The sequence below is a fragment of the Brevibacterium otitidis genome, from assembly GCF_042429315.1.
Classification (GTDB): Bacteria; Actinomycetota; Actinomycetes; order Actinomycetales; family Brevibacteriaceae; genus Brevibacterium; species Brevibacterium otitidis.
Genome location: NZ_JBHMAU010000038.1, coordinates 26,584 through 51,422 on the forward strand (window position 1 = coordinate 26,584; position 24,839 = coordinate 51,422).

The 24,839-nt window shown below is 69.2% G+C and carries 26 protein-coding genes and 1 pseudogene; 15 read left to right on the plus strand and 12 right to left on the minus strand.

Features of this window, described 5'->3' with window-relative positions:
* The first annotated feature begins 95 nt into the window (after positions 1-95).
* The 8 genes from ACFFN1_RS04920 to ACFFN1_RS04955 all read left to right on the plus strand — a co-directional run bounded on the left by ACFFN1_RS04920 (position 96) and on the right by ACFFN1_RS04955 (position 6,443).
* Complete coding sequence (locus ACFFN1_RS04920) at positions 96-470, plus strand: DUF2568 domain-containing protein (RefSeq protein WP_376839153.1); 375 nt, start codon at positions 96-98, stop codon at positions 468-470.
* 11 nt (positions 471-481) lie between these two features.
* The gene (locus ACFFN1_RS04925; protein WP_376839155.1) at positions 482-1,390 is read left to right on the plus strand and encodes a phytoene/squalene synthase family protein; all 909 of its coding nucleotides are present in this window, start codon (positions 482-484) and stop codon (positions 1,388-1,390) included.
* Positions 1,387-3,048 (plus strand): phytoene desaturase family protein, encoded by a 1,662-nt coding sequence (crtI, locus tag ACFFN1_RS04930; RefSeq protein WP_376839157.1) that lies wholly within the window; start codon positions 1,387-1,389, stop codon positions 3,046-3,048. Before ACFFN1_RS04925 ends, crtI begins: the two co-directional genes overlap by 4 nt.
* Positions 3,045-3,455 carry a lycopene cyclase domain-containing protein gene (locus ACFFN1_RS04935; protein WP_376839158.1) on the plus strand — a complete coding sequence of 137 codons (411 nt, stop codon included), beginning with the start codon at positions 3,045-3,047 and terminating at the stop codon, positions 3,453-3,455. The genes crtI and ACFFN1_RS04935 overlap by 4 nt, the downstream gene beginning before the upstream one ends.
* Positions 3,452-3,931, plus strand: a complete 480-nt coding sequence (locus tag ACFFN1_RS04940) for a lycopene cyclase domain-containing protein (protein ID WP_376839160.1) — start codon at positions 3,452-3,454, stop codon at positions 3,929-3,931. Before ACFFN1_RS04935 ends, ACFFN1_RS04940 begins: the two co-directional genes overlap by 4 nt.
* Positions 3,928-4,788: a prenyltransferase gene (locus tag ACFFN1_RS04945; protein WP_376839163.1), complete on the plus strand. Its 861-nt coding sequence runs from the start codon at positions 3,928-3,930 to the stop codon at positions 4,786-4,788. The genes ACFFN1_RS04940 and ACFFN1_RS04945 overlap by 4 nt, the downstream gene beginning before the upstream one ends.
* A gap of 21 nt (positions 4,789-4,809) precedes the next feature.
* Complete coding sequence (locus ACFFN1_RS04950) at positions 4,810-5,334, plus strand: DUF4442 domain-containing protein (RefSeq protein WP_376839166.1); 525 nt, start codon at positions 4,810-4,812, stop codon at positions 5,332-5,334.
* Between the two features lie 89 nt (positions 5,335-5,423).
* Positions 5,424-6,443, plus strand: a complete 1,020-nt coding sequence (locus ACFFN1_RS04955; protein ID WP_376839168.1) for an asparaginase domain-containing protein — start codon at positions 5,424-5,426, stop codon at positions 6,441-6,443.
* Here the strand turns inward: ACFFN1_RS04955 and curA are convergent, their stop codons facing one another.
* Complete coding sequence (gene curA / locus ACFFN1_RS04960; protein WP_376839170.1) at positions 6,444-7,460, minus strand: NADPH-dependent curcumin/dihydrocurcumin reductase; 1,017 nt, start codon at positions 7,458-7,460, stop codon at positions 6,444-6,446.
* Between the two features lie 89 nt (positions 7,461-7,549).
* On the opposite strand from curA, the gene ACFFN1_RS04965 reads away from it, so the two are divergent.
* Positions 7,550-8,455, plus strand: coding sequence for an amidohydrolase family protein (locus tag ACFFN1_RS04965; RefSeq protein ID WP_376839172.1), 906 nt, complete (start codon positions 7,550-7,552; stop codon positions 8,453-8,455).
* A gap of 3 nt (positions 8,456-8,458) precedes the next feature.
* Here the strand turns inward: ACFFN1_RS04965 and idi are convergent, their stop codons facing one another.
* Both idi and ACFFN1_RS04975 read right to left on the minus strand, forming a co-directional pair.
* Complete coding sequence (gene idi, locus ACFFN1_RS04970) at positions 8,459-9,016, minus strand: isopentenyl-diphosphate Delta-isomerase (RefSeq protein ID WP_376839367.1); 558 nt, start codon at positions 9,014-9,016, stop codon at positions 8,459-8,461.
* Positions 9,017-9,061: 45 nt separating this feature from the next.
* Positions 9,062-10,495 (minus strand): annotated as a pseudogene (locus ACFFN1_RS04975) (amidase); the annotation flags it as partial.
* A 159-nt stretch (positions 10,496-10,654) separates the two neighbouring features.
* Between ACFFN1_RS04975 and ACFFN1_RS04980 the strand changes: the two are divergent.
* Positions 10,655-10,837, plus strand: coding sequence for a DUF8730 family Cys-rich protein (locus ACFFN1_RS04980; protein ID WP_376839174.1), 183 nt, complete (start codon positions 10,655-10,657; stop codon positions 10,835-10,837).
* Positions 10,838-10,860: 23 nt separating this feature from the next.
* Here the strand turns inward: ACFFN1_RS04980 and ACFFN1_RS04985 are convergent, their stop codons facing one another.
* From ACFFN1_RS04985 to ACFFN1_RS05005, 5 genes are all read right to left on the minus strand, one after another.
* Positions 10,861-11,118, minus strand: a complete 258-nt coding sequence (locus tag ACFFN1_RS04985; protein ID WP_376839176.1) for a metal-sensitive transcriptional regulator — start codon at positions 11,116-11,118, stop codon at positions 10,861-10,863.
* Between the two features lie 88 nt (positions 11,119-11,206).
* Positions 11,207-12,478 (minus strand): DUF4097 family beta strand repeat-containing protein, encoded by a 1,272-nt coding sequence (locus ACFFN1_RS04990; protein ID WP_376839177.1) that lies wholly within the window; start codon positions 12,476-12,478, stop codon positions 11,207-11,209.
* A 12-nt stretch (positions 12,479-12,490) separates the two neighbouring features.
* The gene (locus ACFFN1_RS04995; RefSeq protein ID WP_376839179.1) at positions 12,491-13,153 is read right to left on the minus strand and encodes a response regulator transcription factor; all 663 of its coding nucleotides are present in this window, start codon (positions 13,151-13,153) and stop codon (positions 12,491-12,493) included.
* The gene (locus ACFFN1_RS05000; protein ID WP_376839181.1) at positions 13,144-14,841 is read right to left on the minus strand and encodes a sensor histidine kinase; all 1,698 of its coding nucleotides are present in this window, start codon (positions 14,839-14,841) and stop codon (positions 13,144-13,146) included. The genes ACFFN1_RS04995 and ACFFN1_RS05000 overlap by 10 nt, the downstream gene beginning before the upstream one ends.
* 128 nt (positions 14,842-14,969) lie before the next feature.
* On the minus strand, positions 14,970-15,938 hold the full coding sequence (locus ACFFN1_RS05005) for a CPBP family glutamic-type intramembrane protease (RefSeq protein ID WP_376839184.1): 969 nt from the start codon (positions 15,936-15,938) through the stop codon (positions 14,970-14,972).
* A 110-nt stretch (positions 15,939-16,048) separates the two neighbouring features.
* On the opposite strand from ACFFN1_RS05005, the gene ACFFN1_RS05010 reads away from it, so the two are divergent.
* Positions 16,049-16,678 carry a hypothetical protein gene (locus tag ACFFN1_RS05010; protein WP_376839185.1) on the plus strand — a complete coding sequence of 210 codons (630 nt, stop codon included), beginning with the start codon at positions 16,049-16,051 and terminating at the stop codon, positions 16,676-16,678.
* A gap of 121 nt (positions 16,679-16,799) precedes the next feature.
* Here the strand turns inward: ACFFN1_RS05010 and ACFFN1_RS05015 are convergent, their stop codons facing one another.
* The 4 genes from ACFFN1_RS05015 to ACFFN1_RS05030 all read right to left on the minus strand — a co-directional run bounded on the left by ACFFN1_RS05015 (position 16,800) and on the right by ACFFN1_RS05030 (position 21,235).
* A complete protein-coding gene (locus ACFFN1_RS05015; protein ID WP_376839187.1) occupies positions 16,800-18,191 on the minus strand; it encodes a sodium/glutamate symporter in 1,392 nt (463 codons plus the stop codon).
* A gap of 307 nt (positions 18,192-18,498) precedes the next feature.
* Positions 18,499-19,260 carry an SDR family NAD(P)-dependent oxidoreductase gene (locus tag ACFFN1_RS05020; protein WP_376839189.1) on the minus strand — a complete coding sequence of 254 codons (762 nt, stop codon included), beginning with the start codon at positions 19,258-19,260 and terminating at the stop codon, positions 18,499-18,501.
* Between the two features lie 158 nt (positions 19,261-19,418).
* Positions 19,419-20,177, minus strand: coding sequence for a histidine phosphatase family protein (locus tag ACFFN1_RS05025; RefSeq protein ID WP_376839191.1), 759 nt, complete (start codon positions 20,175-20,177; stop codon positions 19,419-19,421).
* A complete protein-coding gene (locus ACFFN1_RS05030; RefSeq protein ID WP_376839193.1) occupies positions 20,174-21,235 on the minus strand; it encodes a phosphotransferase family protein in 1,062 nt (353 codons plus the stop codon). The genes ACFFN1_RS05025 and ACFFN1_RS05030 overlap by 4 nt, the downstream gene beginning before the upstream one ends.
* Positions 21,236-21,552: 317 nt before the next feature.
* On the opposite strand from ACFFN1_RS05030, the gene ACFFN1_RS05035 reads away from it, so the two are divergent.
* From ACFFN1_RS05035 to ACFFN1_RS05050, 4 genes are all read left to right on the plus strand, one after another.
* Positions 21,553-22,215, plus strand: a complete 663-nt coding sequence (locus ACFFN1_RS05035) for a TetR-type transcription factor C-terminal domain-containing protein (RefSeq protein WP_376839195.1) — start codon at positions 21,553-21,555, stop codon at positions 22,213-22,215.
* Between the two features lie 101 nt (positions 22,216-22,316).
* Positions 22,317-23,822, plus strand: coding sequence for a succinyl-CoA:acetate CoA-transferase ScpC (gene scpC, locus ACFFN1_RS05040; RefSeq protein WP_376839197.1), 1,506 nt, complete (start codon positions 22,317-22,319; stop codon positions 23,820-23,822).
* Positions 23,823-24,041: 219 nt separating this feature from the next.
* On the plus strand, positions 24,042-24,176 hold the full coding sequence (locus tag ACFFN1_RS05045) for a hypothetical protein (protein ID WP_376839198.1): 135 nt from the start codon (positions 24,042-24,044) through the stop codon (positions 24,174-24,176).
* Between the two features lie 37 nt (positions 24,177-24,213).
* On the plus strand, positions 24,214-24,810 hold the full coding sequence (locus ACFFN1_RS05050) for a TM2 domain-containing protein (RefSeq protein WP_376839201.1): 597 nt from the start codon (positions 24,214-24,216) through the stop codon (positions 24,808-24,810).
* Positions 24,811-24,839 lie beyond the last annotated feature (29 nt).

Here is a 24,839-nt window from a genome sequence, read left to right on the forward strand (position 1 = left end):
CACCCACCTGCCGTGCCATCCACGCTTCAGGCGGTATCGTGGTGGGCAGCCGGTCCGCCCGGTGCCCTACGGTCAGCTCAAGGAGGATTCCAGCCATGTCTTCACTGGTGAAGTTCGCCGAGGCGACGCTGTTCTTCCTCGAGACCCTCGCCTGGCTGGCGGTCGCCTATGTCGCCTTCGTCCTCGTCGGCGGCGGCCTGTTCTCGTGGCTGGCAGCGGTCGGCGCGCTCTTCATCGTCATCCTCCTGTGGGCGCTGTTCGCCTCCCCCAAGGGCTTCCTCGCCTCCCGCGCCTCCGTCATCATCGTGCGCAGCCTCGCCTACCTCTGCGCTGTCATCGGCCTCATCATCGTCGGCCCCGCCTGGGTCGGCATCGCACTCGGTGTGCTCCTCATCGTCTGCGAGGGGCTGCTCATCTGGCAGAACAAGCACGAGGCGCTCATCGCCACCCGCCCGACCGGCCGGCACTGAGGGGTGCTGCGATGATCCGCAGAACCCGGTTCGCTGCGGCGAGCCATTCCGGGCACCGCTGCGCCCGCACGGACTACACGCGCGCCTGCCAGGCTGCCGCCGCCGAGGTGCTGGCACGGTATTCGACGTCCTTCTCCCTGGCCGTACGCACCCTGCCGCCGGAGGTGCGGATCCACATCACCGCGATCTATGCGATGGCCCGGGTCGCCGATGAGATCGTCGACGGCGGCATGGCCCAGCTCAACGCCGCGCAGCGGCAGAGGGAACTCGACGCCTTCGAACAGCGCATCGCCGCGGCGGTGGCGACCGGCGCCTCGGCGGATCTCATCGCCCACGCCTTCGCACTGACTGCCCGCCAGGTGGGCATCGGCCCGGCCGAATGGGAGCCGTTCTTCGCCTCGATGCGCGCCGACATCCGCCCGCAGGCCCACACCGAGGAGTCGGTCGCCGCCTATATCCACGGCTCGGCTGAGGTCATCGGCCAGATGTGCCTGGCCGCGTTCTTCCAAGGTGCCGTTCCCGAGGCGGATGCCGCGTCCCTGCGCACGGGCGCGATGGCGCTGGGGGCGGGTTTCCAGAAGGTCAACTTCCTCCGCGATCTGGCTGAGGACACGCGGCTGGGCCGCAGCTATCTGCCCGGGCTGGGCGCAGCCGGGCTCGATGATGCCGCCCGCGACCGGATCGTCGCCGAGATCGACGCGGATCTGGCGACCGCCGGCGCCGTCATCGGGCTGCTGCCGGCCCGTGTGCGCCCTGCGGTGCGGATCGCCCACGCCCTGTTCGCCGAACTCAACCGGAGGCTGGCCCGCACCCCGGCAGCGCAGATCCGCACGCAGCGGATGCGGGTGAGCAATCCGCGCAAACTCGCCCTCGCCGCCCGCGCACTCACCCGCGCAGGCGCCGGCGGTGAGCGACCGTGACAGACACGGTCGTCATCGGCGGCGGCATCGCCGGACTCGCCTCCGCTGCGCTGCTGGCTGCCGCAGGCCACACCGTCACGCTGCTGGAGAAGAACGCCGAGCTCGGCGGCCGGGCCGGCCTGCACACCGAGGACGGCTTCACCTTCGACACCGGCCCGAGCTGGTACCTCATGCCCGAGGTCTTCGATCACCTCTTCGCGCTCCTCGGCGGGCCGAATCCGCTCACCCTCGTCGACCTCGACCCGGCCTACCGGATCTTCACCGCACCCGGCAGCCGCAGCGGAACCGGCCATGCCTCCGAACCCGGCAGCGCTGCCCCTGCCGCACCCGTTGATGTGCCGGCCGCACCCGTCGATGTGCCGGCGGGACGCGAGCGGGTGCTCGAGCTGTTCGACCGCCTCGAGCCCGGCAGCCGCGCAGCAGTTGCCGCCTATCTCGACTCCGCCTCCCGCACCTACCGGCTGGCCCTCGACCACTTCCTCTACACGACCTTCTCCACCCCTGCCGGCTTCGCCCACCCGGAGGTGCTCGCCGGCCTCGGTGAGCTCACCGGTCTGCTGAGCACCTCCATGCAGGATCGGATCGAGCGCACGGTCAGCGATCCGCTCGCCCGGCAGATCCTCGGCTATCCGGCCGTGTTCCTCGGCACCCGCCCGGAGACCGCGCCGGCGATGTACCACCTCATGAGCCACCTCGACCTCGTCGACGGGGTGCGCTACCCGCTCGGCGGCATGCACACCCTCATCACCGCGCTGGCCGAGCGGGCGCGCGCCCTCGGCGTCACGATCCGCACCGAGGCCGAGGCCGTCTCCCTCACCCACCACAGGCCCGGCCGGCGCGTCGGGGGTCGGCTGCCCGGCCGGCGCGCGCAGCTGGGCGAGGTACTCGCCCGCACCCGGCACGGCCTGGAGGTCTTCTGCGCCGAGGCGGTCGTCGCCGCCTGCGATCTGCACCATCTGGAGACCCGCCTGCTGCCGCGGGCCCTGCAGACCCGGCCGGCAGCCAGCTGGAAGCGTGCCGACCCGGGGATGGGTGCGCTCGTGCTGCTGCTCGGCGTCGAGGGCCGCCTCGACGGGCTGGCGCATCACAATCTGCTCTTCACCGCCGACTGGGAGCAGAACTTCGATGCGATCTACCGTGACCGGCAGATCCCGAATCCTGCCTCGGTCTATGTCTGCGCGCCTTCGCGCACGGACCCGCGTGTCGCCCCGGCCGGCTGCGAGAACCTCTTCGTCCTCGTCCCCTGGCCCGCGGACGCCTCCCTGCAGGCGCATGACCCGGCGGTGCAAGCCTATGCCGACCGGATCATCGAGCAGATCGCGCACTGGACCGGACACCCGGATCTGGCCGCTCGACTGCGGGTGCGCCGCGTGCTCGCCCCGGCAGATTTCGCCCGCGACTTCCATGCCTGGTCCGGCACCGCGCTGGGCCCGGCGAACACTCTGTCGCAGTCGATCTTCCTGCGCGGACGGGTGCGCTCGAAGAAGGTCGGCAACCTCTTCTACGCCGGCGCCTTCACCGCGCCCGGGGTGGGGCTGCCGATGTGCGTCATCAGTGCCGAGAACGTCCTCAAGGCCTTCCGCGGCGACCGCAGCTCCGGCCCGCTGCCCGTGCCCGAGGCGGTTGCGGCTCCCGCAGCCGAGGCGGTGGTCCGGTGAGCCTGCTGTACCTGGCCTGCCTGCTCGTCTCGCTCGCGGGGATGGCGCTGCTGGACTGGCGGCACCGGCTGTTCTGGTTCGCTGACTGGAAGCGCGCCGCCCTCGTCCACGGGGCAGGACTGGCCGTGTTCCTCATCTGGGATGCCGCAGGGATCGCCGCCGGAGTGTTCCACCGCGGCGACAGCCCCTATATGACCGGCATCAACCTGGCCCCGGAGCTGCCGATCGAAGAGATCTTCTTCCTCTTCTTCCTGTGCTGGCTGACGATGGTCGTCTTCACCGGCGCGATGCGCATCCTCACCCGGATGCGCGATGCCGACGACACCGGTGCCGCTGCCCCCGCCGGGCCAGCCGATACCGCCGGGCATAAGCCGGGCACGCACGAGCCGGGAGGTGGGCCACGGTGACCTATGTGCTCATCAACATCGTCTTCCTCATCCCGGCCGCCGGGCTGCTCTTCGCCGCACTCCTGCGGCTGCGCACCTCGGATCCCTCCTCAGCCCGGCTCGGCAGCCCCAGCGCTGATGCCCACCGGCCCGCCGCCTCGGCTCCGGCTGATCCGTCGATGACCGCCTCGCGTTCGCGCATCCACCAGCGGGCGCTCATCATCACCGCTGCCCTGCTCATCGGACTGACGATCATCTTCGACAACCTCATGATCGCCGCCGGCCTCTTCTCCTACGAGAACCACCTGGGGATCACGATCGGGCTCATGCCGATCGAGGACCTGTCGTACACCCTCTTCGCCGTCGCCGCGCTGCCGAGTCTGTGGCTGCTGCTCGGCCGCCGGCGTGCGCCACGGCAGCGGAACGAGCGCCCAGGCCCAGCCGAGCACAGCACCCCAGACGGGCACGGCAACGCGGGTGATCGGGGCGCCCGGTGAGGACACTCAGGCTGCTGGCCGGCACCTCGCGCCCGGTCTCGTGGATCAACACCGCCTTCCCGTTCGGGGCAGCGTATCTGCTCACCGGCGGCGGGGTCGATGCGGTGTTCGCGCTCGGCTGCCTGTTCTTCCTCATCCCCTACAACCTGGCGATGTACGGCATCAACGACGTCTTCGACTACGCCTCCGACATCCGCAATCCCCGCAAGGGCGGCATCGAAGGCCAGGTCACCGACCCGCGCCACCACCGCACCATCCTCATCGCCGCGGCCGCCTCCTGCCTGCCGTTCCTCATCGTCCTCGCCTGCGCCGGCAGCTGGCAGGCGAACCTCGTGCTCGCCATCAGCATGTTCGCCGTCGTCGCCTACAGTCTGCGGGGCCTGCGGTTCAAGGAGATCCCGTTTCTCGATGCGCTGACCTCCTCGACCCATTTCTCCTCCCCCGCCTGGTACGGTCTGGCGCTCACCGGCGCGAGCCTGGACCGCGACATCTGGCTCATCATCGCGGCGTTCTTCATCTGGGGTGCGGCCAGTCAGGCCTTCGGTGCGGTGCAGGACATCGGACCGGACCGGGCCGGCGGCCTCGCCTCGATCGCCACCGTCATCGGGGCCCGGGCGACCGTGCGGGCGGCGAGCCTCGCCTATCTGCTCGCCGGGCTCCTGCTGCTGGCCGGGACGACGGTGTTCGTGCGGCTGGCCGCTGTGCTCGCGGTGCCGTATGTGCTCAACACCGCCCGCTTCGCCACCGTCACCGATGACACCGCCGAACGCGCCCGGGCCGGCTGGCAGGTGTTCCTGTGGCTCAACTACGCCGCCGGCTTCTGCGTCACGATGCTCATGCTCGCCGCGGTGCTCTGAGCGCTCCGTATACTGTGCCTCATGGTCCTTGTGCATCGCGCCCAGCAGGCATTTGAGTCCGCCCGTTCGCGCACGAAGCGCGCCGTCAGCGACGCCAAGAGCAATCCGGCGACCCTGCGCCGGGCGATGAACGCCTGGCCGGTGTTCCTGGCCGCCGGTGTGCGGGTCCGCCACATCGCCCCCGACTGGTCCTCAGCCGTCGTCGAGCTGCGGCAGGGCCAGCTGAATATGAACTACGTCGGCACGCACTTCGGCGGCACCCTCTTCGCCATGTGCGACCCGTTCTGGATGATCCTCATGCTCCGCCGCCTCGGGCCGGACTACATCGTGTGGGACAAGGCCGGCGAGATCGACTTCAAGCGTCCCGGCCGCGGCACCGTCACCACCGAGATCCACCTCGATGATGCCGCCGTCGAGGCGATGCGCACCGAAGCCGACCGTGAGGGCAGGGCCCTCATGTGGTTCGAGAACGACATCATCGACGCATCCGGCACCGTCGTGGCCACCGTGCGCAAACAGCTCTACGCCCGACCCAAGAACCGCTGACACCTGCGGGCCGGCAGCCGCTGCCGGCCCGGCCTGCCCGTCTCCGCGCGGAGCTGTGCGGAGAACCCGAATCTGTGCGAAGGAGCCTGATGTCCGACCTGCATGTCATCGCCCTCGGCGGCACGATCGCCGCAGCGCAAGCCGCGACCACTGATGCCGGAGGGGTGCTGCCCTCTGCCACGGCCGCAGAGATCACCGCAGCCGCCGGCCTCGACTCCCTGCCCGGCGGCGGACCGGAGGTGAGCTTCGACCAGGTCGCCCAGGTCGGCTCGCCGAGCATCACCTTCCAGATGCTCGATGCGGTGCTCGCCTCTGCCCGGCAGGCCCGCGCCGACGGCGCCCGCGCCGTCATCGTCACCCAGGGCACCGACACACTGGAGGACACCGCCTTCATCCTCGCGCTCATGAACGACACCGGGCTGCCGATCGCCGTCACCGGTGCGATGCGCAACCCCACCCTGCCCGGCGCTGACGGCCCCGCCAATGTCCGCGCCGCCGCGCTGGCGGCCCTTGATCCGCGGCTGGCCGGGCTGCCGAGCGTGCTCGTCTTCGCCGATGAGGTCCACAACCCGCTCACCGTCACGAAGGCCCACACCACCTCGGTTGCGGCCTTCACCTCGCCGGGAGCCGGCCCGCTCGGCTGGGTGAGTGAGGACCGGGTCGTCCTCGCGCACATGCCGGCCACCCTGCCGGGCACCCTCACCGTGCCCGATGCGGCAGACGCCTCGGCAGCGGAGACGCCCCGGGTGGCGCTCGTGGCCGCCGGCTTCGATGACGATCTCGCCTACCTCAGCGGGCTGGCAGACGCCGGATACGCCGGTGCGGTCATCGCCGGGGTGGGAGGAGGACATGTCTCCGACCGCGCCATCGAATCCGTTGCGGCGCTGGCCGAGCAGCTGCCAGTCGTGCTCGCAAGCCGGACCGGGGCAGGCGCGGTGCTCGAGCGCACCTACGCCTACCCCGGTGCCGAGATCGACCTGCTCAGCCGCGGCCTCATCTCCGCAGGCGTGCTCAACGCCTGCCGGGCGCGGCTGCTGCTCATGCTCGCACTGCGCGCCGGCGTGCCGCGCGAGAGCCTGCCCGGAGTGTTCGCCGCCTTCCGCGGCTGATCAGTCGGCGACCTTGATGATCGTCTTGCCGAAGTTCCTGCCTTCGAGCATGCCGATGAAGGTCTCCGGGGCGTTCTCCAGTCCCTCGGTGATGTCCTCGCGGTAGCTGATCTTCCCCTCAGCGACCCACTGGCCCGTATCGCGCAGGAAATCGCGGTACATCTCGCGGACGAACTCCAGCTGGATGAAGCCGCGCAGGGTCAGGCTCTTCGTCAGCACCGAGGCCATGAGCGCAGCCGAACGGTCCGGGCCCGAGGGCGCCTCGGTGCGGTTGTAGTTGGCGATGAGCCCGCACACCGGCACACGCGCATAGGTGTTGAGCCGTGGCAGCACCGCATCCCACACCTGCCCGCCGACGTTCTCGAAGTACACGTCGATGCCCTCCGGGCAGGCCTCCTTGAGGCGGCCGCGCAGGTCCGGCTCCTTGTGGTCGAGGGCGACGTCGAAGCCGATCTCCTTGAGATAGGCGACCTTCTCTGGTCCGCCGGCGATGCCGACGGTGCGGCAGCCCTTGATCTTGGCGATCTGCCCGACGGCCGAACCGACCGGGCCCGAGGCGGCGGCCACCGCGACGGTCTCACCTGCCTGCGGCTTGCCGATCGCCAGCAGCCCGGAGTAGGCGGTGAAGCCGGTCATGCCGAGGATGCCGAGTGACGCACTGGCCGGGGCGACCGACTCATCGACTGGATAGGCCTCCTTGGAAGTCGTGAGGCTGTAGTCCTGCCAGCCGCCGTAGTTCTGCACCACATCACCGACCGCGAGCTTCGGGTCATTGGAGGCGACCACCTCGCCGACGGTGCCGCCGATGATGACATCGCCGATCTCCAGCGGAGCGGCATAGGACTTCGCATCCGACATCCGCCCGCGCATATACGGGTCGAGCGACAGGTACCGGGTGCGCACGAGCGCCTGCCCCTCACCGGGGGTCGGGATCGCTGATTCGGCGAGTTCGAAGTCCTCGGGAACCGGTGCGCCGTGGGGGCGGCGGGCGAGGCGGATGCTGCGGTTGACCGTCATGGGATCTCTCCTTTAGCAGTTGTCGAACGACTGTTCAATACTCTAATGCCGCTGGCCGCCCAGCGTCGAGGTGCTGATACCCTCAGGCCATGACGAGCCTGCCCGACCCACGCACCGACGCTGAGATCCCCGGCTTCCTCACGGCCCTCGAGCTGCCCGGCCTGGCCGATATCCACATCCACTTCCTGCCTGCGCGGATGCAGCAGAAGGTGTGGGCGGTCTTCGACAATGCCGCCGAGGTCGACGGATACGACTGGCCCATCACCTACCGCTTCGACGTCGCCACCCGGCTGGAGATCCTGCGCGGCTTCCGGATCCCGGCGATTCCGGCGCTGACCTATCCGCACAAGCCGGGCATGGCCGCCTGGCTCAACGACTGGAATGCCGCTTTCGCCGCAGAACACGCCGATGTCATCCACTGCGGCACCCTCTACCCCGAAGAGGGGGTGGGCGACTATGTCCGCCAGGCTCTCGACGCGGGAGCGCGGCTGTTCAAGATGCATGTGCAGGTCGGCGATTTCGCACCGGACTCCCCGCTGCTCGCCCCGGCATGGGAGGCGCTGGCCGCCGCCGAGGTGCCGGTCGTCATCCATGTCGGCTCCGGTCCGCGCCCGGGCCGGTTCACCGGGCCGGAGCACATGCGGCAGGTGCTCGCTGACTTCCCGCAGCTGCATGCGGTCATCGCGCATATGGGGATGCCGGAGTACCACGCGTTCGCGGATCTGGCCGAGGACTTCGAGCATGTGCACCTCGACACGACGATGTTCGCCACCGATTTCACCAACCGCATGGCGCCCTTCGATGAGCGCTACCGCAGCCGGCTGGCGGAGCTGCGCGAGCGCGTGGTGCTCGGCTCGGACTTCCCGACGATCCCGTATCCCTATGCGCATCAGCTCGAAGCGCTCGCCCGCCTCCGGCTGGGTGAGGAGTGGCTGCGCGCGGTCCTGTGGGACAACGGTGCGCGGCTGCTCGGGCTGCCGGCCCGCAGCAGCTGAGGCTCAGCCCTGCTGGGCGGCGCGCAGCAGCTGCCACTCCTCGCGCATCCACGGCGAGAACATGAACGGCACCGCCGCCACCGCCACATCGAGTGCGGTCGGCTCCACCCAGGCATGCTCGGCCACCTCCTCTGGCAGGGGCGCCAGATCGCCTGCGAGCCGGGCGGTGAAGACCGGGCAGATCTCGTTCTCCACCACGCCCGAGGCGTCGGTCGCCTGATAGCGGAAGGCCGGCAGCACCGTGTCGAGGTCCTCCAGCCGGCAGCCGAGCTCCTCTGCCGCCCGCCGGTGCACGGCGGCAGCGATCGGCTCGCCCGGCGCGGGGTGGCCGCACAGCGCATTCGTCCACACCCCCGGCCAGGTCTTCTTCCCAAGCGCTCGGCGGGTCAGCAGCACACGCCCATCGGCGTCGCTGATGAAGCAGGAGAACGCCTGGTGCAGCGGGGTCGCGGCAGTGTGGACCTCGGCCTTGTCAGCGACGCCGATCGCCTGCCCGTCATCGGACAGCAGCACCACCTGCTCGACCTCCGGATCTTCATCTGCCGGGTCAGCCTCGGGCATGGCCTCACCTGCGAACCATGCGGCGAAGTCGACGAGCTCGGTGTCCTGCCACGGAGCGGCTGCCAGCTGCACGCTCGCAGGGAACTCCGCCCGCTGCCGGCCGTCCGGGCCGGTCAGCAGCCGGGGCAGCGCATCGACCGGCACACTGATGGCTGGCCAGCCGAGGACGTTGAACAGCTGCGTATAGGCGCGGAAGGCCCAGCGCACGTTCTGGTCGGTGTCCTCCCAGCGGACCGGTTCGCAGCCCATCGTCGGGGTGAGGATGACATCGACGCGCGCGAACACCTCGGCGGCGGTCTCACGGATGCGTGCGCACTCAGCCAGCGCGTGCCGGTAGGCCTCCTCCGTCACCGACTGATCGTGTTCGAGATTGGCGCGCACCTGCGGCTGGAAGTCCCGATGGCCGGCCTCCCAGGCCGGGCGGTGGATGAGCCAGCTTTCGCGCGCCCGCACCGTCGAGTAGACCGCAGCGATCTCCGAGAGGTCGAAGGCATCTGCCAGGTCGACGAGCTCGATCTGCCAGCCGGCGCGCTCAGCTGCGGCGATGCGCGCGTCCAGCCACGGCTGCACGCGCTGTGCGAACCAGCCCCGGTCGCAGGCCCGCCCACCGGTGCCGCCGCCGTGACCGGTGAGCTCATCGACGGCGAAGACGCCGATGCGCACGCACCGGTCGCCGCCTTCGGCAGCCGCGTCGCCGCCTGCCTCAGGGTGGGCTGCCGCCTCGGCGCCAGCTGCGGGGTGGGCTGCCGCCTCGGCGCCGGCTGCTGCTCCCCTGGCCGGCAGAGTGCGGGCCTGCGGTATCGCCGGCACGGTGGCCTGACCGGGCACGGGTCCGGGGCAGGCCTGTGCGAAGCGCTGCCACAGCGGGGCCATCTCGGCCAGGGTGCGGGTGAAGAAGCCGACGGTGTCGAAGCTGTCCGACAGCGGCGCGACACCGGCGGTCGGGATGCGCCCGAGTGTGGGTTTGAAGCCGGTGATGGCCGCGCAGGCAGCCGGTACGCGCACCGAGCCGGCAGTGTCGGTGCCGATCGCAGCCGGGACGACGCCTGTGGCGACGGCGATCGCGGAGCCGTAGCTCGACCCGCCGGTAGTGAAGCCCGGCCAGATCGGGTTGATGCCGCGGCCGTGGACGCTCTCTTCGCCCATGATGCCGTAGGAGTGCTCCTGGCAGGTCGTCTTGGCCACCGGCACCAGCCCGAGCTGCGCGCACAGTTCGATGACCGCCGCCGAGGCGGTGGCCGGCTCAGCTGGGCGGACGTGGGAACCCATGGTCGTGAGTGAGCCGGCGATGTCGATGACGTCCTTGACTGCGATCGGCATGCCGGCTGCTTCCGGGTCGACCGGCAGGGTCTCGACGATCGCGTTGAAGGCGGTGCCCAGCTGCTGTGAGGCGGCCAGCGCCTCGGGAACGGTGGTGGCGCGGACCGGCTGGCCGGGGCGTGCGGCGGGGGTGTTCTCCATAGTCCATTCGTACCCCATTCACCTCCGGGCGCGTCGAGCCGGTCGGGCTGGCGAGCAGATGCACGGTTTGACATGAGTCGCTCTCACCCGCGTATCATTCAGATACCCCTATGGGTATTATTTCGGATTTCGTCAGAGGCGAGGCTGCCGCCGGGCAGCAGAGGAAGGAGGCACATCATGTGCCGACCAGTGCGATGCAGAGTGTGCGAGAAGACGACGTGGGCCGGCTGCGGCCAGCACATCGCTCAGGTCAAGGCTCAGGTGCCGGCCGGACAGTGGTGCAATGGCAAGCACACGCAGGCGGAGAAGGACGCCGCCGGCGGCGGCAAGGGCTTCTTCGCCCGGCTCTTCGGCGGCTGAGCAGTCAGCCTCAGGTCGGAGGCTCAGGCCAGGGAGAGGAACATCTTCTCCAGCTCGCGGACGTCGACCTCGGCTCCGCCCTCGGAGATGCAGTGCTGGAGGGTGTCGGCGATGATCGCAAAGCCGGCGCGGTCGACAGCTGAGGACACAGCGGCCAGCTGGGTGATGACGTCCTGGCACTCATTGCCTTCTTCGACCATCCGGACGACGGCGGCGAGCTGACCGTTGGCCCGCTTGAGTCGGTTGATCGCCGGCTTCAGCGTCTCGGTGTTGACCTGCATCGATTCCCCCTCCCAACGCCGCGGCGGCGCCTGTCAGCAGCCATCTTACTGGCTGTGACAGGCACCACCGCTGTGTCAATGCGCACGTTCACGCCTCGTGGGCGTCGGCTTCGTCACCTTCCTCGTCGGCGTCTTCTCCGTCGGCGTCTTCTCCGTCGGCGTCTTCACCGTCGTCGCTGTCATCGTAGTCGTCGAGGTCGCGGTAGACGACGGTGACGTCACCGCCTGAGCTGCGCAGGTTGAGCGGCACTGTCGTCTGGTCCTTCGACAGCGGGATCGAATCGATGTTGATCTCGTTCAAGCCGGAGCCTGTGGAACTGACGGTGTAGCCGACCGCATCGGTCTCCACGACATCGCCGATGCGGGGCACCGCAAGGTCGATGAAGCCGTTTTCAGTGCTCAGGTCGACACCACTGCGCGGCAGGGTGGCCTTGTCCAGCGAGACGTCGATCAGACCGCTCTCAGTGTCGACGCTCAGCTGGTCGGTGACCACCAGATCGGAGGCGTTGACGGCACCGAGGTCGGAGGAGACCTCGACAACCTCATGCCGGCCGTCGAGGCTGATCGCTCCGGTCCCGGAATCGATGCTCAGCTTCTTGGTCGTGAGGTCTGAGGCGTCGATGGCACCGATACCGCTGGACGCCGTGACCGTCTCGAAGGTGCCGCTGAGCCACAGAGCGGCAAGGTCGGATCGGACCTCCACGCCCATCGTCTCCGCCTCCTTCTCTGGGACTGTGACGCTCAGGAAGGAGTCGTAGTGGCCCGACGTCCGCGACGTCTCCTCAGCGTGCTCGACGGAGATCCGCGTGCGCTGGTCGTCTTCGTCGATCGAGAGCGAGGGGTTCTCAGTGGTGCCGACGAACTCGAATGCGACCTCGACTTCGCTCACCTCACCGGTAACGACCTCGACCCGGCCCACCGGCATATCGACGAGCAGCTCATCGGACGTGGGCGCGAAGGACTGGAGGTCGGTGTACTGGTGTGTGCGCACGACCTCGGCGAAAATGACCGAGCCGATCGACAGCGGCACGACGATAGCCAGCACGGCGACGATGGCGACGACCGTGCGGATGCCGGTGCGGGCACTGCTGCTGACGTTCTCGGGTCGGAAGGCCGTGGCCGGATCGACCCGCACCTCGTGCTTCCCCGGCCGGCCGCCGGCCGGTCGGTGGGTCTGTGGCGGCCCGTTGTAGCCAGGGCCACCGGGCTGGGCGGGTCCGAACTGAGCGGGTCCAGGCTGGGCAGGTCCGGGCTGGGCAGGCCCCTGCTGAGCGGGTCCGGCCGGGTGCATCGGCCGCGTCGGCGCATCGGGCTGCTGCTGGGGGTTCTCGTGATGCTGGGGGTTCTGTGGGAACGACATGGCGGGTACCTCCTAGGCCCCGAGGAACCGCAGCACTGCGAGGACGCGGCGGTTCTCAGATGTGTCGGCCATGAGGCCGAATTTCGTGAAGATCGAACTGATGTGCTTCTCGACGGCGCCTGCGCTGAGGAACAGGCTGCCGGCGATCGCAGAATTGGACTTGCCCTCGGCCATGAGCTGCAGGACCTCGCGTTCGCGGGCCGTCAGGACCGAGAGGCCGTCCTGTTTGCGGGTGCGCACGATGATCTGGCTGACGACCTCAGGGTCGAGCACCGTGCCGCCCTCGGCGACCTCGGTGACTGCTTCGAGGAACTCCTCGACATCGGCGACCCGGTCCTTGAGCAGATAGCCGAATCCGCCGGAGTTGTCAGCGATGAGGTCGCGCGCGTAGCGCTCCTCGACGTACTGGGAGAGGACGATGACGCCGACCTCGGGGTTCTGCGAGCGCACGAGCACCGCAGCGCGGATGCCCTCATCGGTGAAGGTGGGCGGCATCCGCACGTCGACGATCGCCAGGTCCGGTGCGCCCTCAGCCGACTGCGCCAGAGTGTTGAGCGCAGCGAGGAACTCATTGGCATCGCCGACGGCAGCGACCACCTCGTGACCGGCATCGGTGAGCAGCCTGACGAGGCCCTCCCGCAGCAGCACGGCATCTTCGGCGATGATTATTCGCATGGCACCTCCACTACCAGGGTTGTCGGGCCGCCGACCGGGCTGGTCAGGGCCCATGTGCCGCGGGCTGCGGTCACACGGTCGGCCAGGCCGGAGAGCCCGGTGCCGATCGTCGGGTCGATGCGCGCACCGCCGCGGCCGTTGTCGCTGACGCTCAGGTTCAGGCGTCCGTCCTGGACGTAGATCCCGACCCTGGCCTCGGTGGCCTGCGCATGCTTGCTGATGTTCGTCAGCGCCTCGGCGACGACGAAGTAGGCGACGGCTTCGGTCTCCGAGCTCAGGCGCGCCGGCTGCGGCAGCTGCATGGCACCTGGCGCAGCACCTGGGACAGCACCGGGCTGGGCTGGGACGGCGGGGCGCTCGCTGAGGTCGATGTCCACCCGCACCGGCACCGCGCAGCGCGCAGCCAGAGCTGAGACCGCCGCGTCGAGTCCCCGGTCGGTGAGCACAGCCGGGTGGATGCCGCGGGCGAGCTGACGCAGCTCATTGATCGACGCCTTCGACTCAGCATGCGCCTCGGTCAGCAGCTTCTTGGCTGCCTCCGGATCGGAATCGATCTTGGCTTTGGCCATGCCGAGCTTCATCGAGGTCGCCACGAGCATCGGCTGGACGCCGTCGTGCAGGTCGCGTTCGATGCGCAGCCGTTCGGTGGTCGCCGCATCGACAGCGCCGACCCGCGCCCGGTCGAGCGAATCGACCTCGGCCCGCAGCGCCTCGGTGCGGGTGGGCGGCAGCAGCGTACGGTCGAGGATCCGGTCGAGATACGGGCTGAAGAAGAGGATCACGATCGTGGAGGCGAGCGCCGCCAGGGCGGCCAGTCCGCTGCCGAGGCGCGAGCCGAGGCCCACGATTTCGGGGCCCACGAAAGCAGTGATGACTGGGTTGATGGCAGCAGCGCCGAACACGAAGCAGAACCCTGCGCCGATCGCGACGAGGACCCCGATGAACCCGCCGTAGAGCATCTTGATGTAGTGGTGCGCCGTCGAGCGCCAGAAGCTGGGGGTCTTGAGGATCAGCCACTGCGTGTGCATGAACCGACCGAACCCAAAGGGATACGACGACTGCGGAGTCGGCAGGGAGGTGATCTCATCACCGTAGATCGCCTCGGCCCGGTAGCGCTCGAAGCGGTTGACCGCCCGCTGCAGGAGGAACCAGAGGAACAGGGCGAGGAGTCCGATGCCGAGTGCAAACAGCCCGCTGACGCCGGCGACGAGGAGCGAGACCGGCACCCAGGCCCAGACGACGGCGAGCACGCCGGAGGCGATGACATTGAAGATGCCGAAGATCCCCGGGTAGCCCTTGCGCCACGTGCGCTCGGCGGCCTTGTCAGCCTTCGGGACCGCCGGCGGGACGATGGGTTCCGCGGCGCCGGCCGCAACAGGGCCATCGGCTCCCGCGGCGCCGGGCGCGGAGGCATCGCTCGTCGCCGCTGCCTCGGCTGCCGGCTCATCGGCTGCAGTTTCATCAGCTGCCAGCACAGCAGTCTCCGCAGTCTCATCGGCTGCAGTTTCATCAGCTGCCAGCACAGCAGTCTCTGCAGTCTCATCGGCCGGCGCCACCGGTCCGGAGGCGGGCAGGGCTGCGGTCGGTTCGACCGCCTCGGCTCCGGCTTCCGGCGCAGCGCCGCTGGCGCCCGGCAGTGGGAGCGTCTGATTCTCATGTGCCCCATCGGGGCGAGGAGTGGTGTTCATAGCTTCACCGTATGTTCGCCGCAGCAGCGCTGGGCATGGTGTCAACCGTCGGAGTCGGTCGGGTTTTCCCCACTGGTCTCCCCCGCCTCGGGAACGGAACCCACACCTCGGCGGCGGCCACCGGAACCTCACATGCCGCCCGGCACCACAAGCCGGCCGTCGAGGGCTCCGGGCTGGGCGCGGGCGTGGTTGGGGTACTTGACGGCGTCGTGGTGGGTGACGACGAGGGTGGAGTAGATGACGACGATGAGGGTGGAGACGAGCAGCTGGGTGAGCGATCCGCCGTCGAGGCTGTTGGGCAGCAGCAGATTGAACGCCGCCATCGAGTAGAAGAGGATGTTGAGGACGATGTGCAGCGCGATCGCCGCCTCCAGGCCGCCGGTGGCCCAGGTGACGAAGCCGGCGCCGAGGGCGAAGATGACGATGTCGACCTGGCTGACGAAGGTGTAGCCGCTGCCGAGCAGCAGCAGCGGGACCGGCAGCAGGATCGGCCACACCGGGTACGCCAGCCAGGAGCCGACCATCTGACCGAGGATGCCGCGGCAGACCATCTCCTCGCCGGCGGCTTGCAGCGGGATGAGCAGGAGCGTGGCGAGCAGGAGTGTGGCGCTGCCGCGGTCCGGCCAGTGGAAGTGGTCTTGGGCGACCGGATCGAAGATGAGCAGCAGCGAGGTGATCGGCACGGTGATGGCGGCGGCGAGCAGGATGCAACGGGCGAAGAGCTTCCACCGGAACCGGCCCTCGACGGAGAACAGGGTGCCCACCGGCCGGCCGGAGAACTTCATCGCCAGCAGGCAGGCCGGAATGCAGGCGACGGTCCACAGCACGATGAAGAACAGCACCGCCGGGTCGGTCATGCGCCTGGCGAAGTTATCGTCGAAGAGCGGTTCGAGCAGCGCCGGGATGAGGCTCTCGGTGATGAGCACCACCGGCACGAAGATGATCCCGGTGAAGATGAGGAAGAGCGCGAGGGTGAGCGCCCCGACGAGCAGCGGGCGCCACCAGCGGATGCCCGGATAGGTTTCGGCCATCCGGTAGTAGCGGAACACCGGGGTCTTCGCCGGGTCGAAGTAGGGAGGCTGGTAGACCTTGCGCATCACCGGCTCTCCTCTCTGCCCCAGTCAGGCGCCCGGCCGAGCGGGCGCGCCCAGCCGCTGCGAAGCCCCGTCTCGGCAGGCTCTCGGCTGGGAATCGTAGAGTACTGCATATGAATAGTAGCCGCTCTGCCGAAGCCGACCGGCCGCTGCCGCCAACCGAGCCGCAGCCGCTGCGCTCGCACACCCGCACGATGGTGCTGTTCTGGCTGGCGGCGATCTCCGGAGTGCTCATGTGCGCGGCCTATCACGGCCTGCAGCTCAACTCCGCCGGCGCGTTCGGCCGGGCGGTGCAGCCGGGGATCCCGAGCGTACACCTCATCGTCGACGTCATCCTCGGGATCCTTGCGCTCGCGATGCTGCCGGCGGCCATCAAGCACGACCCGATGGAGCGGCAGGACTCCTATGTCGGCCCGCCCTCGGCACTGGTCGCCGGGCTGGTGGTGCTGTGCGTCTGGATGGTCTCGGTGCTCGCCGCTCCGGCCGGCGCCGTGGTGCTCATCTCGATCGCCGCGCGGCTGTCGGTCAACTGGACGATCCCGGCATTCTGCGCCTCGATGCTGTCGATCATCGTCTTCCAGCTCGCTGTCGCGCAGGCTGATGCCTCCCCGTCGTTCTCACTCGGGGCGGTCGCGCTGACGCTCACCCTCATCGCGATGGGCAGCGCCCGCGGTGTTGTGCTGCGCCGGCAGGAGCGGGCCGAGGCCCGGCACCGCAGCACCGCACCGGCACCGCGCGCCTGAACAAGGGTGCTGGCGCATGCTGAGGCGCGGCGGTTGCGGCTACTGAGGCGGCGGTTGCGGCGCAGCGGTTGCGGCGCCAGACCGTCTCACCTCGGCCCGGGGCTCAGGTGCCGTCCGCGTGTCAGGTGCCGTCCGCGCCCGAGGCGGCAGCCGCCCCGGCCTGTCCGCTCGCCTCGCCGCCGTCCTCATCGGCGTTCTTCGTCCAGCCGAGGATGAAGGCGATGACGAAGACGGCGATGCCGCCGAGGGTGACGACGATGGCGTACGGCCAGGCGAAGCCGGCGATGATGAGCAGCGGTACCGCAATCGTCATGCCGATCTCGAACGGCGAGTAGCCCACATAGGCCACGCCGAACTCCTCGAGCGTCTTCGACTTCATCTTCGGGTCGACGATCTTCAGCAGTGCGATCGCGGTGGCGACCGAGGCGGTGGCCCAGCCCCAGCCGAAGATGCCGCGCTCGATCCACTGCTTGCCGAACATCGCCGGGCTGACGAAGCGGAAGAGAATGAGGCAGTAGATGAGGCCGACGACCATGAGGATCGAGAACGGCACGGCGAAGTCGGCGACGATCGACGGGACGATGGATGCCACGCCGAAGGCGACGAGGTAGTCGGTGGCGGAGCCGGAGACAGCGGAGATGGTGTCCCGGTCGACGTACTTCTTGGCGTTGCTCACGTCCAGGACTCCGCGGCCGGCCATACCGACGACGAAGGCGAGCGCGAACAGCGGGATGCTGACGTCGGGGAACAGCGCGCTCACACCCTGCTGCACACCATAGGCGCCGAGCACCGTCATGCCGATGACGGAGACGTGCATGGCCAGCGACTCCAGCGAGGACGGCGAGGAGGTCGCATGGCCGATCGCCGGGCGCTGGCCGATGGTCGAGATGAGGCCGGTGCGCAGCTCCTGCGGCAGCTCGGAGGTGTCGCCGATCTGCGAGGTGTAGCCCTTCTTCGCACCCCACTTGGCCATGATGATGCCGCCGATGATCGCCACGAGCGTGCCGATCGTCGCCGAGGTGAAGCCGAGGGTCATCGCAGCCTCCCGGCCGCTGTCCTCCAGGGAGCCGCCGATCGCCGCGGCGGTGCCGAAGCCGCCGACCCAGCCGACCGGCAGCATGAGGCCGAACCAGTCCGGGGCGTCGAAGAGGAAGGACAGCACGATGAGGCTGAAGAGCACCGCGATGCCCCACTGCAGGACGTACATGCCGGTGGAGAAGGACCACATCGCCCGGGCGCCCTTGAGCACACGGCCGGAGAGCTCCATGCTGTAGGGCATCGCGCCGAAGACGACGGCGATGAGGAGTGTCGAGTAGGTGCCGAGCTGGTCGCTGAAGGGCAGCCAGCCGAGCACGGCCGGGCCAAGGATGAGGCCGAGGATGCCGGCGGTGATCGCCGAGGGGATGAGCAGGCTCTGCACCGGGCGGACGTAGGCGCGGATGAGCTTGCCGACGAGCAGCAGGCCGGAGATGATGCCGACGTCGATGAGCAGGGTATAAGGGGTGTACTCCATCAGTGGTTCCTCCACAGTTCTGGGCCTTGCCGACAACTCGACGCTGATCTGCCGACATCGGTTCGGGGAGCACCGGGCCGACCGCCGGCTGATGGCTCTGAGCAGGCCGGACGCTGAGTGTTCCCTGAGGACAGGGTGTCGCGCCGACGCACATTCACCACCGCAACCGCCGCAGCCCGCGCGTCTGCGTGCGGCAGCCGGCAGCCGACGAAGGCAGCAGACGCACGGCGCCGGTCGACCCCTGGGAGTCGACCGGCGCCGTGGAGAGGCGTCCCTGCGGGGACGCCTCGGTGCCAGGGGATGCGCATCATTTCGGCGCCATGCGGATGGCGCCGTCGAGGCGGATCGTCTCGCCGTTGAGCATCGGGTTGGCGACGATCGACTCGACCAGCTGCGCATATTCGGCCGGCTGGCCGAGGCGCGCCGGGTGCGGCACCGAGGCGGCCAGCGAGTCCTGCGCGGCCTGCGGCAGCCCGGCCATCATCGGGGTCATGAAGATGCCTGGGGCGATGGTGACGACGCGGATGAGGGAGCTCGCCAGCTCACGCGCCATCGGCAGGGTCACCGCATGCACGCCGCCCTTCGAGGCAGAGTAGGCGATCTGGCCGATCTGGCCGTCGAAGGCTGCGACCGAGGCGGTGTTGATGATGACGCCGCGCTCCTCGCCCTCGGCCTCCTGCTGCTGCATGGCCGCAGCGGCGAGCCGGCAGACGTTGACGGTGCCGACGAGGTTGATGTTGATGACCTTGGTGAACTCGTCGAGGCCCAGCGGCCCGCGCTTGCTCACGAGCTTGCCCGGGGTGGCGACGCCGGCGCAGTTGACGACCACCCGCAGGCTGCCCAGCGAGGTGGCCAGGTCGACGGCCTTCTGCACATCCTCTTCGCTCGTGACATCGGCGGCGATGAAGTGGGCCTTCTCGCCGAGCTCATCGACGGCGGCGGCACCGGCTTCGGCATTGAGGTCGAGCAGCACGACGGTCGCGCCAGCAGCCAGCAGGCGTTCGGCGGTCGCGCGGCCCAGACCGGAGACGCCCCCGGTAATGAGGGCGACAGCGTTGTTCAGTTCCATGGGGTGTGATTCCTTTCACTCACGGGGCACGATCTGCACTATACCGGCCGCCTGCCGGCGTCCTGTGCGGCGGTCCCGGCACGGTTCCTGCCGGCATCCACCGCGTCCACTGGCAGACCCTCAAGAGGGCGGCACGCCCCGAGAAGGGCGGTCAGCCCTCAGAAGGTCAGCAGCTGCCGGTCTTCGAGGTGGCCGAGTTCGTTTCCGGTGAGCATGACCGCCCGGTCGGCGGCGAAGCGCACCCGGGTGATCCCGGCATGGGCGGGACGGAAGAGGAAATCGGCTTCGAGTCCGTATTCCTCAGCGAGGAAGGCATTGATGACCCCGCCGTGGCAGGCGATGGCGATCGCCTGCGGGTGCGGCACCGGTTCGCCGCTGCGCTCGGCTGCCTCCCGCGCCCGCATCGCACTGCCCGGCTCGGGCAGGTGCTGGCGCGCCAGCTCCCAGATCGCCGTGTGCACCCGGGTGCGGAACGCCTGCGAGCCCTCGCCCAACGGCAGCGCATCCCACTTGCGCGTGCGCACCATCGTCTCCGCCGCCTCGGCCGCGGTCTGGGCTCCGACGGCCTGTTCGAAGCTGAGGTGGGCGGGCACCTGCTGGAAGATCCCCACCTCGGCCAGCCGCTCGTCGGTGCCGACGCCGAGGCGGTGGCGGGCTGCGATCGCCGCCGCCGTGTCATGGGCGCGGGCGAGCTGGGAGGCGTAGACCGCCGTGATCGGGCGGGCGGCCAGGGCGTCCGCGGCGGCCTCTGCCTGAGCGCGGCCGATGGCCGACAGCGGCGGGTCGTAGGAGGCGGCTTCCGGGGTGTCAGGTCCGGGCCGGGTCTGCTGGCCGTGGCGGATGAGGAACACGTCGAGGCAGTCGGTGCCGCGGGTCAGCAGCGCGGCACCAAGCGTGCGGCCGAGGAAGCTGCTCATCGGCTGCCGGTGATGAGGTCGAGGCCGGCGAGGGCGAGCTCCTCAACGCCCTGCCCGGCCTGCTCGGGATCGAATCCGGTATCGCCCATCTGGCCTTTGAGGATGCGGGTGTAGACACCTTCGGAGATGCAGGCGAGCTTCCACAGCGCGAACCCGGCGTAGTAGTCGACGTGGGCGGCTTCCCGGCCGGCGGTTTCCTCGTAGCGGGCGATGAGCGCGGACTTCTCCGGGAAGCCGTCGGCGACGCTTGGGACCCAGATGTGGGTGAGGTTCGGGTCTGAGTACAGCATCGCCACCAGGTAGCCGAGGTCGGTGACGACTTCGCCGATGGCCGAGAGCTCCCAGTCGACGACCGCAGCGATCTCACCGGCAGGAGTGAAGATCGCGTTGTTGGGCTTGAAGTCGCCGTGGACGAGGCCGACGGCAGCCTGGGAGTCATCGGGCATGCGGGCGACGAGTTCGGCGTGGACTTCGCGGATGGCCGGCAGGTCGCGGGTGGTGATCGCCTCGTACTGGCCCAGCCAGCGGCGCAGCTGGCGTTCGACGAACCCGCCGGGCCGGCGCAGATCGCCCAATCCGACGGCGTCGATGTCGACGCGGTGGATGGCCGCGAGTGAGTCGACGAGGTTGAAGGCGGTCTGCCGGCGCTGGCCAGCGGGGATGCGGGCGAGGTCGGCAGGCGTGTTGAGAGGGAAGCCGGGGCAGTGGTCCATGAAGACGAAGGGGACGTCAAGGACGTTGCCGTCGTCGACGATGTCCAAGACGTTGACGACCGGCACGTCGGTGTCCTTCAGGGCGGCCATGATGCGGCCTTCGCGGGCGACGTTGTGGGCGCTGCCGCCAGTGTGGCCCAACGGCGGGCGGCGCAGCACCCAGCGGGGCTCGCCGTCGCACCGGACCGTGTAGGTGAGGTTCGACCGGCCGACCGACATGACCTCATAGCTGAGCCTGCCGGGGTCAGCACCGTGGTGCTCGGCGATCCACGCACCGACCCGCACGGCGTCGATGCCTGCCGGGACTCCGCTGCGCGCCGCCGGCTGCTGTTCCGTGTCGACCACCCTAAACCCCCTTATGAACAAACGTTCGTCTGCATTCAAAATATGGAGGTCGGGTCGCCGCTGTCAAGGCGCCCCCGCACGCGGGCAACGGCCGGTGACCGCCGCCTCGGCGCGGCAACCGGCTGTCGCCTCGGCAGGGCAGCCGGCTGTCGCCTCGGGCACGGGAGCCAGCTGTCACCTCGGGCACGGATGACGGAATTGAGCGATTGCTCGATAGAATGCCCGCTAGACTGAAAGCGGGCCACGACGAGGTGCGCCGCCCCGGCTGCCGCCTGCGCCGCCTGGCCCCCGCGAATCGAGACACGTCAGGAGCCAGCATGCGATCGTCCAACGGCAGGTCCGTCATCCTCACCGCCGCCCGCAACACCTTCGCCAAGAAGGGCTTCGACGGCGCCTCGATCCGCGACATCGCCCAGGAGGCGGATCTGAGCCTGTCGGCACTGTACTACTACTTCCCCTCGAAGCAGGACGCGCTGTTCGAGCTCATCCGCTCGGCGTTCGCCGGCTACATCGAGACCGCCACCCGCGTCATCGCCGACGCCGGAGACGATCCGATCGACCAGACCGCCGCTGTCATCCGGCTGCTCGTGCGCTACCGGGCGCACAATCAGCTCATCTCCCGGGTCGTGGTGCGCGATACCGAGCGGCTGGAGCCGGAGAAGTTCGAGGTCATCCACGAGCAGCAGCGGGCTTCGCGTGCGGTGCTCAACGACCGGATCGCAGCCGGCCAGGCAGCCGGGGTGTTCGACGTCGACGATGCTGAACTCGCCGGCCGCGCAGTGCTCTCGATCTGCAACTCGATCGCCCTGTGGTACCGCGAGGACGGACCGATCACCGTCGCAGAGCTCGAACGCAGCTATCTGCTCTACTGCCTGCGCCTGCTCGGCCGCGATCCCGCCGAGGCGGACCTTGACCGGCTCATGGAGCTGCCGCTGGCAGTGGCCGAAGACCTCGACTTCATCGTCCAGCCCGCAGACTGAGGCAGCCGCCCCCGAGGTGCCGGTCGCCTCGGCAGCTCCGCTCCCCGCCGGCCAGGACGACCTGAGTGCCCAGGCGGTGTGGGGTTATAGATAATAGGAGCATGTCCCGGATCACGTGCCCCACTCTGTCCCAGCGAGTGACGAGCGCCGCTGCGGCGGCGGCCCACATCAGCCATGGCGACAATGTCGCGATGAGCGGCTTCACCGGCTGCGGTTACCCCAAAGCGGTCCCCGGCGCCCTCGCCGAGCGGATCGACGCCGCCCATGCCGCCGGCGATGATTTCAGCATCGGCCTGCTCACCGGCGCATCGACCTCGCATGAGCTCGACGGCCTGCTCGCCCAGTCCAAGGGCGTGCACATGCGCGCACCGTTCAACACCGATCCGGACATGCGCGCAGCCATCAATTCCGGTGATGTCGAGTACATCGACACCCACCTGAGCCACCTGGCACAGCAGGTGTGGTTCGGCTTCTACGGCAACCTCGATGTCGCCGTCGTCGAGGTCACCGCGGTGCTGCCCAACGGGCTGCTCGTGCCCAGCTCCTCGGTGGGCAACAACAAGACCTGGCTCGACCTGGCCGACAAGGTCATCCTGGAGGTCAACTCCTGGCAGCCGCGGGCTTTCGAGGGCTTCCACGACGTCTACTACGGCACCAAGCTGCCGCCCAACCGCAATCCGATCCAGATCCTGGAGCCGACCCAGCGGATCGGCGACCCGTATCTGCACGTCGATCCGGACAAGGTCGTCGCGATCGTCGAGACCAATGCCCCGGACCGCGACAATGCCTTCGCCCCCGTCGATGCGAAGTCCGAGGCGATGGCCGAGCACCTCATCGACTTCCTGCGCCACGAGGTCCGGGCCGGGCGGATGCCGGAGAACCTGCTGCCGATCCAGTCCGGTGTCGGCAATGTCGCCAATGCCGTGCTCGACGGACTGGAGCATTCGGAGTTCGAGCACCTGCACTCCTACACCGAGGTGATGCAGGACAATCTGCTCAAGCTCATCGAGAGCGGGAAGATGGATTCGGTCTCCGCCACCGCCTTCAGCCTCTCCCGCGAGGCCGCCGAGAAGTTCAATGCCAACGCCGAGGCGTACAAGGGCAAGATCCTGCTGCGCACCCAGGAGATGTCGAACCATCCGGAGATCATCCGGCGGCTGGGCCTCATCGCCATCAACGGGATGGTCGAGGCCGACATCTACGGCAACGTCAACTCCACGCATGTGCTCGGCGCGAAGATGATCAACGGCATCGGCGGCTCCGGCGACTTCGCCCGCAACGCCTTCCTCAACTTCTTCGTCTCACCCTCGACGGCCAAGGACGGAGCGATCTCCGCGATCGTGCCGATGGCCTCGCACGTCGACCACACCGAACACGATGTGCACGTCATCATCACCGAGCAGGGCATCGCCGATCTGCGCGGCACCGCGCCCCGGCGCCGCGCGAAGAAGATCATCGACAACTGCGCCCACCCGGACTTCCGCGACCGCCTCCACGACTACACCGAGCGCGCCTGGGCTGCCTCCGCAGGCGCCCGCCACACTCCGCATCTGCTCGATGAGGCGCTGAGCTGGCATCAGCGCCTGCGCGACACCGGCCGCATGTGACAGGACCCGCGCCCGAGGTGGGGGCCGGCTGGCTGCCGGCGACCGGCGCCTCCGGAGCGGTGACCGGCGTCTCCGGAGCGGTGACCGGCGCCTCGGGAGCGGTTGTGCCAGTCTCGACACACTGCCGGACAGCAGCGCGGAATAGGGTCGCGGCTCGGATACGATCGAAGCGACAATGAGCCATCCGGCTCATCCCCGCCGATTTCGCAGGGAGGGACCATGAGTCAGCACGATCAGCCGATGCGCTACGGGCACCTGCGCGCCGCCGCCGATCGTCGGCGCGCAGGTGCCCTCCAGCGGGGTCAGCACTCCGCCGCATCCTGGTTTCAGCGCGGCAACCCCACCGCACCATGAGGGCCGAGTCCCCAGCGCACCAACAGGAGGACCATCCATGACCGACACCCCGTCCCAGCCCGGCGGCTCACCCCAGCCGTACGGCCAGCCCGCCGGCAGCCGGCCCGGCGGCTCCCACTCCGCCCAGCCCGGCTACGGCTCCCAGCCCGGTGCACAGCCGCAGGCCGGTGCGCAGCCGCAGTCCGGTTACGGCTCTCAGCCCGGCGGCCCGGTCGCCCAGCAGCCCGGCCAGGGCCCCAGCTCCGCCTACGGCGCCCAGTCCTACGGCGGCCCGCAGCCCGGCGCCGGCTACGGAGGTACACCGCAGAAGTCCTACATCCTCACATGGGTCTTCGCCCAGTTCCTCGGCGGCTGGGGCGTCGACCACTTCTACCTCGGCAGGATCGGTACCGGCGTGGCCAAGCTGCTGACCTGCGGCGGTCTGGGCATCTGGGCGATCATCGACGTCTTCCTCACGATCTTCGGCAAGCGCACCGACTCCGAGGGCCGGCCGCTCGAAGGATACGAAGAGCACCGGAAAATCACGATGTTCGTCTCTATCATCCTCATCGCACTCGGCGTGCTGTCGACGATCGCCTGGATCATCATCTCCATCGCTGCGGCAGCATCAGCCCCGGCCATGTACAACGGGTGATGGCCCGGCTGCGGTGAGCGCCTCACCGC